Below are 14,107 nucleotides of genomic sequence, written 5' to 3' on the forward strand. Positions count from 1 at the left end.
AGTATGTAAGTCGGAGGTTTTTTCGCATGACCAATTCTTTGCAACCTGCGTATGCGCTGGTTCCGGGTGCGAACCTGGAAGCCTATGTACACACCGTCAACAGCATTCCATTGCTGACGCCGGAGCAGGAGCGTGAACTGGCCGAGAGTCTCTATTACGAGCAGGATTTGGGGGCGGCTCGGCAGATGGTGCTCGCCCACCTGCGATTTGTCGTACACATTGCCCGTAGCTATTCCGGCTACGGCCTGGCTCAGGCTGACCTGATCCAGGAAGGTAACGTCGGCCTGATGAAGGCCGTGAAGCGCTTCAACCCGGAAATGGGCGTGCGTCTGGTGTCGTTCGCCGTGCACTGGATCAAGGCGGAAATTCACGAATTCATTCTGCGCAACTGGCGCATTGTGAAAGTCGCGACCACCAAGGCCCAGCGCAAGCTGTTCTTCAACCTGCGCAGCCAGAAGAAACGCCTGGCGTGGCTGAACAACGAGGAAGTCCACCGTGTGGCGGAAAGCCTCGGCGTCGAGCCGCGGGAAGTGCGCGAGATGGAAAGTCGCCTGACCGGCCATGACATGGCCTTCGACCCGGCCGCCGAAGCGGACGACGACAGTGCTTTCCAGTCGCCGGCCAACTACCTGGAAGACCACCGGTACGACCCGGCGCGTCAACTGGAAGATGCCGACTGGAGCGACAATTCCAATCACAACCTGCACGAAGCGCTGGAAGTGCTGGACGAACGTAGCCGCGACATCCTCTATCAGCGCTGGCTGGCAGAAGAGAAAGCCACGCTGCACGACCTGGCGCAGAAGTACAACGTGTCGGCCGAGCGGATCCGTCAGCTCGAGAAGAGCGCGATGAACAAGCTCAAGTTGTCGATCGCCGCATAACCGGCGCTCAGGCAACAAAAAACGCCCCGATCAGCGATGATCGGGGCGTTTTCATTTCAGGCTTCACACAAAGCCCATGTGGGAGCGAGCTTGCTCGCGAAAGCGGAGTGTCAGTCACCGCCACTGCTGAATGATCCACCGCATTCGCGAGCAAGCTCGCTCCCACAGGGGATCTTCAGCGTTATTCAGACCAAGGCGCCCGGCGCGAATCATCGAGCCCCAGCAGATAACTGGTTCCGCCCAATTGACTCATCTGCTGCCGAATCCACCCGGCCCGGCGCGACACATAAGCCGTCGGATGGCTTGCGCTCCAGACGCGGGGGTTGGGCAGAACGGCCGCCAGATAACTCGCCTGCTGTCGTGTCAGCGACTTTGCGCTTACGCCAAAGTGATGGCGGGCCGCAGCCTCAGCGCCAAACACCCCGTCGTCCCACTCGACGCTGTTGAGGTACACCTCAAGAATCCGTTGCTTGGGCCAGAACACCTCGATCAGCGCGGTAAACCAGGCTTCCAGGCCTTTGCGCAAATAGCTGCGACCCGACCACAGAAACAGGTTCTTCGACACTTGCTGGCTCAAGGTGCTGGCGCCGCGAATCGAACCACCCAGCTCGTTATGCGCCAATGCGGCCTGGATCGCACTGAAATCAAAGCCCCAATGCTCCGGAAACTTCTGATCTTCACCGGCCATGACCGCGACTTTGAGGTCGTCGGAGATCTCGTCCCACGGTTTCCACGTGCGTTGCAGGTCGATCGGTTCGCCGTCGACCCAGGATTCGACTTTGCGCTCGACCATCAGCGCCGTGCCGGGCGGCGGCACGAAGCGGAACAGCAGGACCAGCACGACGCTGCCACCCGCGAACCAGAGCAGGGCCTTCGTGAGGCGACGGAAAATTGTACGCAGCATAGAGATGGCTTGGCCGAACCCGTGGAGCGGGCCATTATACAGACCCTGCCGATCGCGTCTGACTGGAGTTCCCAATGCTGCGTGGCTTTCTGATGCTGGCCGCTTTTTTCGGTTTCACGGGTGTCGCCCTGGGGGCCTTTGCTGCCCATGGCCTTAAAGCCCGCCTGACGCCTGAGTATCTGGCAATTTTTCACACTGGCGTCACCTATCAACTGGTGCATGCTCTGGCATTGTTCGGTGTAGCGCTGCTGGCGACGCAGATACCAGGCCGACTGGTGACGTGGGCCGGGGTTTCTTTCACTGTCGGCATCCTGCTGTTCTCCGGCAGCCTGTATGTGTTGACCACCACCGGCATCAGCAAGCTCGGCATCATCACGCCGTTCGGTGGCCTGGCGTTTCTGGTCGGCTGGTTGTGCCTTGGACTTGCCGCCTGGCGCCTGCAGTAAACCGCTTGACGCTTGGTGCTGACCTTTAGGTCATGATCGGGCTAGAATGCCACCCCCTAAAAATGATGGCGGCCTAGCGCATGCGCATTCAGTTGAACGGCGAATCCCTTGAACTGCCCGACGGTGAAACCGTTGCGGCCCTGATCGCCCGTATGGACCTGACCGGTCGCCGGGTGGCAGTCGAACTCAATCTGGATATCGTCCCGCGCAGCCAGCATGCCGACACCGTTCTCAACGACGGCGATAACGTCGAAGTGGTGCACGCCATCGGCGGCGGCTAATCGCCCGGTTCGCAAGGGCACAGAATTCTGCAAGACCCTCACCCCTCAAGAGGACTCCCCATGAGCATCGTTCGTAGCGACAAGCCTTTCGTCCTGGCCGGTCGTACTTACCAGTCGCGTTTGCTGGTCGGTACCGGCAAGTACCGTGACATGGAAGAAACCCGCCAGGCCATCGAAGCCTCGGGTGCCGAGATCGTGACCTTCGCTGTGCGCCGCACCAACCTGGGCCAGATCGAAGGCGAGCCGAACCTGCTCGAAGTGCTGTCGCCGGAGCGCTACACCTTCCTGCCGAACACCGCTGGATGCTACGACGCCATCGAAGCCGTGCGCACCTGCCGCCTGGCCCGTGAGCTGCTCGATGGCCACAACCTGGTGAAGCTGGAAGTGCTGGCCGATCAGAAAACCCTGTTCCCCAACGTGATCGAAACCCTCAAGGCTGCAGAAACGCTGGTCAAGGAAGGCTTCGACGTGATGGTTTACACCAGTGATGACCCGATCATCGCTCGCCAACTGGCGGAAATCGGCTGCATCGCGGTGATGCCGCTGGCCGGTCTGATCGGTTCCGGTCTGGGGATCTGCAACCCGTACAACCTGCAGATCATCCTTGAAGAAGCCAAGATCCCGGTGCTGGTGGATGCCGGTGTCGGTACCGCTTCCGACGCCACCATCGCCATGGAGCTGGGTTGTGATGCCGTGCTGATGAACTCGGCCATCGCCCACGCCCAGCAACCGGTGATGATGGCTCAAGCCATGCAGCACGCCATCGTTGCCGGCCGTCTGGCGTACCTCGCCGGCCGCATGCCGAAAAAACTCTATGCCAGCGCCTCTTCGCCGCTGGATGGTCTGATCAAGTAAGAGCCATTGATGACTGAATCGAACGACACGCCTATCCAGACGGAAGAAGGCGACGAGCGCCAACACCGCCGCATCAAGAGTTTCGTGATGCGCGCCGGGCGCATGACCGAAGGCCAGCAGCGCGGTCTGGACCAGGGCGCGCCGCTGTACGTGCTGCCGCTGGCCGACGCGCCGGTGGATTACGACCAGGTGTTCGGCCGCTCGGCGCCGCGCTCGCTGGAGATCGGTTTCGGCATGGGCCACTCGCTGCTGGAAATGGCCGCGGCCGCGCCGGATCAGGACTTCATCGGTGTTGAAGTGCACCGTCCGGGTGTCGGCGCGCTGCTCAATGGCGTGCTGACCCAGGGCCTGACCAACCTGCGGGTCTACGATTGCGACGCGATCGAAGTGCTCAACCGTTGCATCGCCGACAACAGCCTCGATCGCCTGATGCTGTTCTTCCCGGATCCGTGGCACAAGAGCCGTCACCACAAGCGCCGTATCGTTCAGGCCTCGTTCGCCGAGCTGGTGCGCAGCAAGTTGAAGGTTGGCGGCATTCTGCACATGGCCACCGACTGGGAACCGTATGCCGAGTACATGCTGGAAGTGATGAACGTCGCCCCGGGCTACCGCAACCTCGCCGAAGACGGCAAGTGCGTACCGCGCCCGGCCGAACGCCCGATCACCAAGTTCGAACGCCGTGGCGAACGTCTTGGGCATGGCGTGTGGGATCTGAAGTTCGAGAAACAGTCCTGATCTCAGGCTGTAGATGAACCTGTGGGAGCGGGCTTGCCCGCGATGAGGCCATAACATTCAACATTTTTGTCGACTGTTATGCCGCCATCGCGGGCAAGCCCGCTCCCACAGTGTTTTTTGGTGCATTAGATTCAGCGGCGGTCGGCGACTACGCCGATGAGGACGAGGACTACCAGCAGGACGGGCGCCAGGCTGTAGTTGTTGAACTGGCTCAAACCCTTGATCACCCACGGCGTGGCGTAGATCAGCGCGGCGCCGCTGCCGATCATGCACAGCAGCGCCATCAGCGGCACGCGCAGGGCGCCGGCGATGCTGCCCAGGCGTTGCTCGACCCAGCCTTTGAAGTCAGCGCCGAACAGCACCAGCAGGCAGCCCACCAGGGCCAGGGCAATTTCCGAGAGGTTGCTGCGGCTCCAGCGGGACACCGTGGCGAGCAGGTCGAGTATCAAATCCATGCGTTTTCCCTTGGGACTGAAGTCAGGTCAGAAATTGTTGCAGCAAGTCATTGAGAAACAGCTGTCCGCGCTCGGTGGCCGCCAGACGTGACGGTTCGACCTGCAACAGACCGCTTTGTTCTGCCGCGGCCCGGCCTTCGGCAAGCGTGTCCAGCGACAGGCCGGTGCGTTCCGGGTACAGATGCGACTCGACGCCGGCGGTCAGGCGCAAGGCATTCATCAGGAACTCGAACGGCATCTCGTCATTGCTCAGGGCTTTCTCGCCAGCCTGGAAGCTCTTGGCCGGGTTGAGATAGTCCTTCGGCAGGCGCGTCTTCCAGGTGCGCACGATGCGCCCGTTCGGGTGGCTGAGCTTGCCATGCGCACCCGCGCCGATGCCGATGAAGTCGCCAAAACTCCAGTAGTTGAGGTTATGCCGCGCCGGGCGACCGGGCTGGGCATAGGCCGACACTTCGTATTGTGCGTAACCGTGCTCGGCCAGCAGCGCTTGCCCGGCCTCTTGAATATCCCACAGCGTATCGTCTTCCGGCAGCACCGGCGGCTGGTTCCAGAACACGGTGTTCGGCTCCAGTGTCAGCTGATACCAGGAGATGTGCGTCGGTTTCAGTTCGATCGCCTGGCGCAGATCGCTCAAGGCATCTTCCAGCGACTGATCGGGCAAGCCATGCATCAAGTCGAGGTTGAAGTTATCGAACCCGGCCTGCCGCGCCATACCGCCCGCGCGCACCGCTTCGTCGCCGTTGTGGATGCGTCCAAGGGCCTCAAGCTTCTGCTGCTGGAAGCTCTGGATGCCGATCGACAGGCGATTGATCCCCAGCTTGCGGTACGCGACGAACTTCTCTTGTTCGAAGGTGCCGGGGTTGGCTTCCAGGGTGATCTCGATGTCGTGGGCGAACGGAATGCGTTGCTCGACGCCTTTGAGCAAGCGCCCAAGCGCCTCGGCACTGAACAGGCTCGGCGTGCCGCCACCGAAGAAAATCGAGCTGATTTCACGGCCGTAAACGGCGTGCAGGTCCTGATCGAGATCGGCCAGCAACGCGTCGACGTATTCCTCTTCTGGCAGTACGGGGCTGGCGGTGTGCGAGTTGAAATCGCAATACGGGCATTTGCGCACACACCACGGGATGTGGATGTACAGCGCCAGGGGCGGCAGCGTTGGCAGCGGCGCCCGAGGCGAAGAAGCGGCGCCGCCGATGATCAGCGACGACGCAGAGGGGCTGTCGGTCATTTCAGGCCCAGACGCTGGCGCAGCAGATCCATTGCACGGGCGCGGTGGCTGATCTGGTTCTTGTCGGCCGGGCTCAGTTCGGCGCTGGAGACGTCACGTTCCGGCACCCAGAACAGCGGGTCGTAGCCAAAACCGTGCTCGCCGCTGGCGGCGGTGAGGATGCGCCCGTGCCACAGGCCTTCGCAAAGGATCGGCAGCGGATCATCAGCGTGGCGCACCAGGGCGAGCACGCAGACGAACTGCGCGCCGCGCTCGGCTTGCGGCACGTCTTTGAGGGCGTCGAGCAGCTTGGCATTGTTCGCCGCATCGCCCTTGCCGTCGGCGTAGCGCGCCGAGTAGATGCCCGGGGCACCGCCAAGGAAGTCCACTGCCAGGCCGGAGTCATCGGCCAGCGCCGGCAAACCGGAGATGCGCGCGGCATTGCGCGCCTTGAGGATCGCGTTCTCGACGAACGACAGGCCGGTTTCTTCCGGCTCGACCTTGCTCCATTCGCCGATCGAGCGCAGTTGCACCGATTCGCCGAGCATGGCCTGGAGTTCTTTGAGTTTGCCGGCGTTATGGCTGGCCAGTACGAGTTGCTTGAGGTTCATCATTCGCCGGGGAAAAGCTCTTGGTTGAAATTGATGGTGTGGATCTTGTCGCCGTTCTGCACCTTGATTTCAAAGGTGCGGGTTTCCTGCTGCTCCACCGGGTACTGGGCGATGTAGTAGATCGCGCCCTGTTCGATGACCTGGCGGAAATTCAGCGGCACGCTCTGGCTGGTCAGGTCTTTGACCGTGCCGGTGACGTTGGCGCTCAACGGTTTGCCGTCCTTGATCACCGAGACATTGATCACGCCCTGGTTCTTGCTGCGGATCAGCTCGGCCGCTTTGGCGATGTCGGGTGTCAGGAAGGTCGAGTTGAAGGTGTTGTAGTGCACGGTGACGTCACCGAACACTTCCTTGCGTTCGCCCTTGATGGCATCGGCGGCCACCGCCGACAGACTCAGGCAGGCGGCCAATAGCACAGTAATCAAGCGACCCATGATCGTTCTCCTCGAAATGTCGTGGTTCAGACCGCGATCCGGTGATCTGCAAGCACCGGGCTGCTGACGCGGTAGATACCGATCTCACCTAACAGATTAGGCCATAGCTTACTGGCCCACCCGTGGCGGTGCTGTTGATCCACGGCAAGCCGATCAATGACCTTCGCATCACGTTCGCGACAAAGTTCTTCAAAGTCTTCGAAGGTGCAGAAGTGGATGTTCGGCGTGTTGTACCAGGTGTACGGCAGGAACTCCGACACCGGCATGCGGCCCTTGCTCGCCAGGTACCAGCGGCAGCGCCAGTGACCGAAGTTGGGGAAGGTGATGATGCACTGGCGCCCGACCCGGAGCATTTCGTCGAGGATCCTGTCGGGATAATGCACGGCTTGCAGTGCCTGGGTCATCACCACAATGTCGAAGCTGTTGCTGGCGAAGTTGCCCAGGCCCTTGTCCAGGTCCTGTTCGATGACGTTGATGCCCTTGGCCACGCACTCGGCGATGTTGTCCGGGTCGTTTTCCAGGCCATAACCGGTGACTTGCTTATTGTCGCGCAGCCAGGTCAGCAGTTCGCCGTCGCCGCAACCGAGGTCGAGCACGCGGCTGCCGGCGGGGATCCATTCCTGGATGATTTCCAGATCAGCTCTCATGGCTTGTTCACACCGTAATTCGGTTCATGTAATTACCGAACGCCTGCAAATAACGCGGAATCGGAATCAGGAAGGCGTCGTGGCCCTGTGGCGCGTCGATTTCCAGGTAGCTGACGTCTTTGCGCGCCGCCATCAGCGCGTCCACCAGCTCCCGCGAGCGGGCCGGGGAGAAGCGCCAGTCGGTGGTGAACGACATCACGCAGAACTTGGCTGTGGCGTTCTCGAAGGTTTTCGCCAGGTTATCGTCGAAGTTCGCCGCCGGATCGAAGTAGTCCAGCGCCTTGGTCATCAACAGATAAGTGTTGGCATCGAAACGCCCGGAGAACTCTTCGCCCTGATAGCGCAGGTAGCTTTCGACCTGAAACTCGACGCTGTGGAAGTCGTAGTTGAGCTTTTCACTCTTCAGGCCACGGCCGAATTTCTCGCCCATCGAGTCGTCGGACAGGTAGGTGATGTGCCCGACCATCCGCGCCAGCATCAGCCCGCGCTTGGGGATCACGCCTTGTTCCTGGAATGAACCGCCGTGGAACTCGGGGTCAGTGAGGATGGCCTGACGCGCGACTTCGTTGAAGGCGATGTTCTGCGCCGACAGTTTGGGCGCCGAGGCGATCGCCAGGCAGTGGCGCACGCGATCCGGGTAGGTGATGGTCCACTGCAAGGCCTGCATGCCGCCGAGGCTGCCACCGATCACGGCGGCGAACTGATGGATGCCGAGCAGATCAGCCAGACGCGCCTGGCTGTGCACCCAGTCTTCCACGGTGAGCACCGGGAAGTCGGCACCGAACGGCTTGCCGGTGTCCGGGTTGATGCTGCTCGGGCCGGTGGAGCCGTTGCAACCACCCAGATTGTTCAGGCTGACCACGAAGAATTTGGTGGTGTCGATCGGCTTGCCGGGACCGATGCAGCTGTCCCACCAACCGGGCTTGCGGTCGTCGGGGCTGTGATAGCCGGCGGCATGATGATGGCCGGACAAGGCGTGGCAGATCAGCACGGCGTTGCTCGCCTGCGCGTTCAGCGTGCCGTAGGTTTCGTAGATCAGGTCGTAGGCGGGCAGCGAACGTCCGCAGGCCAGGGCCAGGGGTTCACTGAAGTGCGCCGTTTGCGGCGTCACCAGACCAACAGAATCGGGGGGAAAGGCAGCTGGCATCGACCCTGCTCTCGTTGAAATGAGGCGTAAGTCTAAAGACCGGTGGGGTTAGCGGCAAGCAGCCCTCACCCTAACCCTCTCCCGGGGGGAGAGGGGACTGACCGAGGTGATCATTCGAGCGACGCCGACCTGAGTTATCGAGTCGAACTCAGGTATTGAAAACCAGCCAAATCAGGTTCCTCCCCCGGGGGGAGAGGGGACTGACCGAGGTGATCTTTTGAGCTGCACCGACCTGATTTATCGAGTTGAGCTCAGGTCATGAAAAACAGCCAAATCAGGTTCCTCCCCCCAGAGGGAGAGGGGGCTGACTGGCGGGATGTTCGAGATACGCCGACGTGGGATATCGAGTTGAACTGTGGTTTTGACAACCACGCAAATCGGCTCCCTCTCCAAGGGGAGAGGGCTGGGGTGAGGGGCGCAGACGCCGCAAAACTCAAGACGGGCGCCCAACCAGCCCCGGCAAATCCGGCAGTTTCTTCGGCGAACAGATCTTCACCCGTTTCTGCCGGTTCAATTCGCCGCTGAGCAAGCTGACCTGGCTCTTGGATACCCCGAACGCCTTGGCCAGAAAGGCCATCAGGTAAGCATTGGCCTTGCCCTCGACCGGCGGTGCAGTCAGGCGAATCTTCAAACGATCCCCGTGCAGCCCGCAGAAATCATCGCTGCGGGCTGCCGGTTGCAGGTGACATTCGAGGATCAAATCGTCCCCGTCCCAGCGAAACCAGCTCACATCAGCAGGCGCAGGATTTCCGGCATCATCGTCATCGCCGCCAGATTGTTGATCACCAGCATGTCGATCAGCTTCAGCGCGAGGAAGGCGAAGATCGGCGACAGGTCCAGACCGCCGAGGTTTGGCAGAATCTTGCGGAACGGCGCCAGGGCCGGTTCGCAGATCTGGTTCACCAGTTCAGCGCCCGGGTTATGGCTGCCCGGGGCGACCCACGACAGGATCACGCTGATGATCAGGGCGAAGAAGAAAATCTTCAGGAACAGCGCGGTGACGCCGATGATCGCCCAGATAAACAGCTGCAGCGGGTTACCGGTGGTGCCGTAGGTCAGCAGCAGGGTCAGGGCCATCAGTGCCAGTTGCACCAGAATCGCCAGCACCAGCGACGACATGTCAAGGCCGAACACGCTCGGGATGATCCGGCGCAGTGGCTTGAGCAGCGGCTGGGTGGCCTTGACCACGAACTGGCACAGCGGGTTGTAGAAGTTCGCCCGCACCAGTTGCAGGACGAAGCGCAGCAACACGATCAGCAAGTACAGGCTGCCGAGGGTTTGCAGCACGTAAACCGCTGCGGTGTTCAATCCAATCATGTAAGGCTCCTTATTTGCCCAGTTGTTCGGCCATTTCGGCCGAGCGGTGCGCGGCGGCGCCGAGTGCGGTTTCGACCAGGGCTTCGAAGCCGTTGGCCTGGAATGATTTGATTGCGGCCTCTGTGGTGCCGTTTGGCGAGGTCACGCGGCGGCGCAGTTCTGCGGCGTCGACATCGCTGGCAACTGCCATGTGCGCGGCGCCGAGGGCGGTTTGCAGGGTCAGCTGTTCAGCGATGTCCTGCGGCAGGCCGAGTTTGACGCCGGCGGCAGTCATGGCTTCGATCAGCAGGAAGAAATACGCCGGGCCGGAGCCGGAGACGGCAGTCACCGCGTCGAGTTGCTGTTCTTCGTTCAGCCACAGCGCGATGCCGACGGCGGACAGCAGCGCTTCGGCCTGCTGACGCTGTTCGGCAGTCACTTCGCTGGTGGCGTACAGGCCGCTGACGCCCTGACGCAGCAGTGCCGGAGTGTTGGGCATGCAGCGCACGATCGGCTGCTCGCCGAGCCATGCAGTCATGCTCGCGCAAGTGATGCCGGCGGCGATCGACACCACCAGTTGATGCGGTTTGAGGCTTGGGCGAATGGCTTCGCACACGGCTTTCATCGCCTGTGGCTTGACCGCCAGCACGATCACGTCGACACCGTCGATGGCCTGGGCGTTGTCGGCGAAGGTTTCGATACCGTGTTCGGCGCTGACCCGTTTACGGGTTTCTTCGCCCGGATCGCTGGCGCGGATGTGGCTGGCTTCCAGACCTTTGGCGCGCAAGCCGCCGATCAAACTGGCGGCCATGTTGCCGGCACCGATAAAGGCAATACGTGTGTGGCTCATGTTTGGTCCTTATCTAGAAGCGTTCAAGAGTGGGCGGCGTAGTCGCGGGCACCGAACAGGGCCGTACCGATCCGCACCCAGGTGGCGCCTTGGGCGATGGCCGCCTCGAGGTCGTGGCTCATGCCCATGGACAGTGTGTCGAGCGGCAGATTCAGGCTGGCCTGCAAACGTTGCACGGCAGCAAACGCGGCGTCCTGTTCGGCGCGATCTTCGGTCGGCTCGGGAATCGCCATCAGCCCGCGCAGTTTCAGCCGGGGCAGGGCGCTGATGGCCTCGGCCAGTGCCGGCAGGTCGGCCGGGGTGCAGCCGGACTTGCTGGCTTCACCGCTGACGTTGACCTGAATGCAGATGTTCAGCGGCGGCAGCTCGGCCGGGCGCTGTTCGGACAGGCGTTGGGCAATTTTCAGGCGATCCACGGAGTGCACCCAGTCGAAATGCTCGGCAATAGCGCGAGTCTTGTTCGATTGAATGGGGCCGATGAAGTGCCAGATCAAGGGCAGGTCGGCCAGTTCGAGCTGTTTGCCCAAGGCTTCCTGCAGATAGTTCTCGCCGAAATCGCGCAGGCCTGCAGCATGGGCTTCACGCAGGTCCTGTGCGGGTTTGGTCTTGCTCACGGCCAGGAGCTGCACGCTGTTCTCAGGGCGTCCGGCAGCGGCGGTCGCGGCGTGAATGCGTGAACTAACGAGGGCAATGTTGTCTGCTATCGTGGACATCAAGAGGCGCCGGCGGTCTGAAGGTTCGCGGCATTCTACTGGAATTGAGGAGCGCTATGGATATCACTGAACTGCTGGCCTTCAGCGCCAAACAAGGCGCTTCCGACCTGCACCTGTCGGCCGGTCTGCCGCCGATGATTCGTGTCGATGGTGATGTGCGGCGAATCAATCTGCCGGCGCTGGATCACAAGCAGGTGCACGAACTGATCTACGACATCATGAACGACACCCAGCGGGTCGACTTCGAGAAACACCTGGAAACGGATTTCTCGTTCGAAGTCCCCGGCGTGGCGCGCTTTCGGGTCAATGCCTTCAACCAGAACCGTGGCGCCGGCGCGGTATTTCGCACCATTCCCTCGAAAGTGCTGAGCATGGAAGACCTCGCCATGGGCGATGTCTTTCGCAAGATCACCGACGCCCCGCGCGGGCTGGTGCTGGTCACTGGGCCGACCGGCTCCGGCAAGTCGACCACGCTGGCGGCGATGATCGACTACCTCAATACCCACCGTCATCATCACATCCTCACCATCGAAGACCCGATCGAGTTCGTCCACGAATCGCGCAAATGCCTGATCAATCAGCGTGAGGTCCACCGTGATACCCGCAGTTTCGCGACCGCGTTACGTTCTGCATTGCGGGAAGACCCGGATGTGATCCTGGTCGGCGAGATGCGCGACCTGGAGACCATTCGCCTGGCCTTGACCGCTGCCGAGACCGGGCATTTGGTGTTTGGCACGCTGCACACCACGTCGGCGGCGAAAACCATCGACCGGGTCGTGGACGTGTTCCCCGGGGACGAAAAGTCGATGGTGCGTTCGATGCTGTCGGAGTCGCTGCTGGCAGTGGTGTCACAGACGCTGATCAAGAAGATCGGCGGCGGGCGGGTGGCGGCGCACGAGATCATGCTGGGAACGTCGGCGATCCGTAACCTGATCCGCGAGGACAAGGTGGCGCAGATGTACTCGGCGATTCAGACCGGTGGTTCGTTGGGAATGCAGACACTCGACATGTGCCTGAAGGATCTGGTGACCAAGGGTTTGATCAGCCGCGAGCATGCGCGGGAGAAGGCGCGTACGCCGGATAATTTCTAAGGGGGATTTTCGGTGTTCTAACCGGCCCTTTCGCGAGCAAGCTCGCTCCCACAATTGAGTGCATTCCTTCAATTGGAATGCTTTCACCTGTGGGAACGAGCTTGCTCGCGAAGAGGTCAGTACTGGCTGCGGATCAGTCAGTTCAACGTTGAACGACGCGCATCTGCTTGCCGGCCGGTTCTTTCGGCAACACACGCTTGGCAACCACGTAATGCTGTTTCCAATACGGTTTGTTCAGCGTGTCGATGCTCACTGCTTTGCCACGACGCGGTGCGTGGATAAAGCGGTCGTTGCCCAGGTAGATGGCAACGTGGTTGACCCGACGGCTCTTGATGTTGAAGAAAATCAGGTCGCCTGGCTTAAGATCCTTGCGCTCGACTTTCTCGCCGTGACCGCTGGCCATCGCATTGGAGGTGCGTGGCAGGTCGAAGGTGGCGTCGTTGAACGCATATTTCACCAGACCGCTGCAGTCGAAGCCTTTACTTGGGCTGCTGCCGCCCCAACGGTATGGAGTACCGAGGACGTTCACCGCGCGGCTCAGGACGTTGCTGCTTTCCTTGTTCGCCATCGGTGGAACCAGCTTGCCGTGATTGTTGCTGGCGAGCGTGGTGTGTTTCGTTTGTTTGCTGCTCTTGCTCGAAGGAGCCGAAGCATGGGATTTAGGGGTGAAACCGTTAACGTTGGGAAGACGTTGCTCACGATTGGTGGCGTGGGCGGCCAGTGGCATTAATAGGCAAATAGTTAGCCATGTCTTGAAAAATGGTCGCATTAGGCGTGGCTCTTATGGGTTTGCGCGCAACTTTATAACAGCTTTTTTTTCGATTCCGAGGCCGTTGGTCGATTCAATCGGCTGACAATGGAACCAAATAAGCGGCAAAAAGACGCAATTGTCCGACAGAAGTCCGGTGCTGTAAGGCTTTGACGGGAGACACGGTAACATTTGCCATACGTCGGCTACCTGTAAAAAAGTCACAAAGAATTCAAGAATATTTATCTATCGTGTGAATCGAGGTCTTCATGAACCGCTATCAGCTACCCCGTGTGAACGAAAAGGACACCCACAGCAAAATCATCGGTTACCTGCTGTGGATCTTCGGATTTACCGGCGCTCACCGCTTCTATTACGGCAAACCGGTCACCGGGACGATCTGGTTTTTCACCCTCGGCTTGTTGGGTATTGGCTGGCTGATCGACTTGTTTCTGATCCCGGCGATGGATCGCGAGGCGGATCTGCGTTTTGCTGCCGGGCCGATCGAGTACAACGTGGCGTGGATTCTGCTGACGTTCCTGGGGGTGTTCGGCGTGCACCGGATGTACCAGGGCAAGTGGATCAGCGGGTTGCTGTATCTGCTGACCGGCGGGTTGTTCTTTGTCGGGGTGCTGTATGACTTCTGGACGCTGAATGATCAGGTATCCGTACGCAACGCCGAAGGCAGAGGCGCCTTCCAGTAAGCCATCGCTGGCAAGCCAGCTCCCACAGGTTTTTGCGCTAACCCAAAGATAGCGCAAGACCTTGTGGGAGCTGGCTTGCCAGCGATTGGGGGCAACCCGGTA

19 protein-coding genes are annotated in these 14,107 nt (G+C 60.7%); 7 read left to right on the forward strand and 12 right to left on the reverse strand.

What is annotated here, in order from left to right; all coding sequences use genetic code 11:
- Window positions 1–26: 26 nt before the first annotated feature.
- On the forward strand, window positions 27–881 hold the full coding sequence (gene rpoH, locus K5Y35_RS09285; RefSeq protein WP_003229146.1) for an RNA polymerase sigma factor RpoH: 855 nt from the start codon (window positions 27–29) through the stop codon (window positions 879–881).
- A gap of 181 nt (window positions 882–1,062) precedes the next feature.
- Here rpoH and mtgA read toward each other — a convergent pair whose 3' ends face one another.
- On the reverse strand, window positions 1,063–1,785 hold the full coding sequence (gene mtgA, locus K5Y35_RS09290) for a monofunctional biosynthetic peptidoglycan transglycosylase (protein WP_123469568.1): 723 nt from the start codon (window positions 1,783–1,785) through the stop codon (window positions 1,063–1,065).
- A 74-nt stretch (window positions 1,786–1,859) separates the two neighbouring features.
- Between mtgA and K5Y35_RS09295 the strand changes: the two genes are divergently transcribed.
- The 4 genes from K5Y35_RS09295 (at window position 1,860) to trmB (ending at window position 4,102) form a co-directional block, all read left to right on the forward strand.
- Window positions 1,860–2,231: a DUF423 domain-containing protein gene (locus K5Y35_RS09295; RefSeq protein WP_222834117.1), complete on the forward strand. Its 372-nt coding sequence runs from the start codon at window positions 1,860–1,862 to the stop codon at window positions 2,229–2,231.
- A gap of 80 nt (window positions 2,232–2,311) precedes the next feature.
- Window positions 2,312–2,512, forward strand: coding sequence for a sulfur carrier protein ThiS (gene thiS, locus K5Y35_RS09300; protein WP_027610571.1), 201 nt, complete (start codon window positions 2,312–2,314; stop codon window positions 2,510–2,512).
- A gap of 60 nt (window positions 2,513–2,572) precedes the next feature.
- Window positions 2,573–3,367 (forward strand): thiazole synthase, encoded by a 795-nt coding sequence (locus K5Y35_RS09305; protein WP_110644432.1) that lies wholly within the window; start codon window positions 2,573–2,575, stop codon window positions 3,365–3,367.
- Window positions 3,368–3,376: 9 nt separating this feature from the next.
- Window positions 3,377–4,102, forward strand: a complete 726-nt coding sequence (gene trmB, locus K5Y35_RS09310; protein ID WP_016983240.1) for a tRNA (guanosine(46)-N7)-methyltransferase TrmB — start codon at window positions 3,377–3,379, stop codon at window positions 4,100–4,102.
- 131 nt (window positions 4,103–4,233) lie between these two features.
- Here trmB and K5Y35_RS09315 read toward each other — a convergent pair whose 3' ends face one another.
- The 10 genes from K5Y35_RS09315 to K5Y35_RS09360 all read right to left on the reverse strand — a co-directional run bounded on the left by K5Y35_RS09315 (window position 4,234) and on the right by K5Y35_RS09360 (window position 11,462).
- Window positions 4,234–4,557, reverse strand: coding sequence for a DUF3392 domain-containing protein (locus tag K5Y35_RS09315; RefSeq protein ID WP_095186985.1), 324 nt, complete (start codon window positions 4,555–4,557; stop codon window positions 4,234–4,236).
- 22 nt (window positions 4,558–4,579) lie between these two features.
- Window positions 4,580–5,785: a radical SAM family heme chaperone HemW gene (gene hemW, locus K5Y35_RS09320; protein ID WP_261991436.1), complete on the reverse strand. Its 1,206-nt coding sequence runs from the start codon at window positions 5,783–5,785 to the stop codon at window positions 4,580–4,582.
- The gene (gene rdgB / locus K5Y35_RS09325) at window positions 5,782–6,378 is read right to left on the reverse strand and encodes an RdgB/HAM1 family non-canonical purine NTP pyrophosphatase (RefSeq protein ID WP_128616408.1); all 597 of its coding nucleotides are present in this window, start codon (window positions 6,376–6,378) and stop codon (window positions 5,782–5,784) included. The genes hemW and rdgB overlap by 4 nt, the downstream gene beginning before the upstream one ends.
- Entirely contained in the window at window positions 6,375–6,809 is a 435-nt protein-coding gene (locus K5Y35_RS09330; protein ID WP_222834118.1) for a DUF4426 domain-containing protein, read from the reverse strand. Before K5Y35_RS09330 ends, rdgB begins: the two co-directional genes overlap by 4 nt.
- Before the next feature lie 26 nt (window positions 6,810–6,835).
- Window positions 6,836–7,456, reverse strand: coding sequence for a methionine biosynthesis protein MetW (metW, locus tag K5Y35_RS09335; RefSeq protein WP_123469559.1), 621 nt, complete (start codon window positions 7,454–7,456; stop codon window positions 6,836–6,838).
- A gap of 7 nt (window positions 7,457–7,463) precedes the next feature.
- Window positions 7,464–8,603, reverse strand: coding sequence for a homoserine O-acetyltransferase (locus tag K5Y35_RS09340; protein WP_123469557.1), 1,140 nt, complete (start codon window positions 8,601–8,603; stop codon window positions 7,464–7,466).
- A 433-nt stretch (window positions 8,604–9,036) separates the two neighbouring features.
- The gene (locus K5Y35_RS09345; protein ID WP_123469555.1) at window positions 9,037–9,333 is read right to left on the reverse strand and encodes a DUF167 domain-containing protein; all 297 of its coding nucleotides are present in this window, start codon (window positions 9,331–9,333) and stop codon (window positions 9,037–9,039) included.
- The gene (locus K5Y35_RS09350) at window positions 9,330–9,920 is read right to left on the reverse strand and encodes a YggT family protein (RefSeq protein ID WP_123469553.1); all 591 of its coding nucleotides are present in this window, start codon (window positions 9,918–9,920) and stop codon (window positions 9,330–9,332) included. The genes K5Y35_RS09345 and K5Y35_RS09350 overlap by 4 nt, the downstream gene beginning before the upstream one ends.
- Before the next feature lie 10 nt (window positions 9,921–9,930).
- A complete protein-coding gene (proC, locus tag K5Y35_RS09355; protein ID WP_186747123.1) occupies window positions 9,931–10,749 on the reverse strand; it encodes a pyrroline-5-carboxylate reductase in 819 nt (272 codons plus the stop codon).
- A 23-nt stretch (window positions 10,750–10,772) separates the two neighbouring features.
- Window positions 10,773–11,462: a YggS family pyridoxal phosphate-dependent enzyme gene (locus tag K5Y35_RS09360; RefSeq protein WP_123469549.1), complete on the reverse strand. Its 690-nt coding sequence runs from the start codon at window positions 11,460–11,462 to the stop codon at window positions 10,773–10,775.
- A 56-nt stretch (window positions 11,463–11,518) separates the two neighbouring features.
- On the opposite strand from K5Y35_RS09360, the gene K5Y35_RS09365 reads away from it, so the two are divergent.
- Window positions 11,519–12,553: a type IV pilus twitching motility protein PilT gene (locus K5Y35_RS09365; RefSeq protein WP_007953348.1), complete on the forward strand. Its 1,035-nt coding sequence runs from the start codon at window positions 11,519–11,521 to the stop codon at window positions 12,551–12,553.
- A 142-nt stretch (window positions 12,554–12,695) separates the two neighbouring features.
- Here K5Y35_RS09365 and K5Y35_RS09370 read toward each other — a convergent pair whose 3' ends face one another.
- A complete protein-coding gene (locus K5Y35_RS09370; RefSeq protein WP_123469548.1) occupies window positions 12,696–13,322 on the reverse strand; it encodes a C40 family peptidase in 627 nt (208 codons plus the stop codon).
- A gap of 248 nt (window positions 13,323–13,570) precedes the next feature.
- Between K5Y35_RS09370 and K5Y35_RS09375 the strand changes: the two genes are divergently transcribed.
- Complete coding sequence (locus K5Y35_RS09375) at window positions 13,571–14,005, forward strand: NINE protein (RefSeq protein ID WP_123469546.1); 435 nt, start codon at window positions 13,571–13,573, stop codon at window positions 14,003–14,005.
- The last annotated feature ends 102 nt before the right edge of the window (window positions 14,006–14,107 follow it).

The organism is Pseudomonas sp. SC3(2021) (assembly GCF_019856535.1).
Classification (GTDB): domain Bacteria; phylum Pseudomonadota; class Gammaproteobacteria; order Pseudomonadales; family Pseudomonadaceae; genus Aquipseudomonas; species Aquipseudomonas monsensis.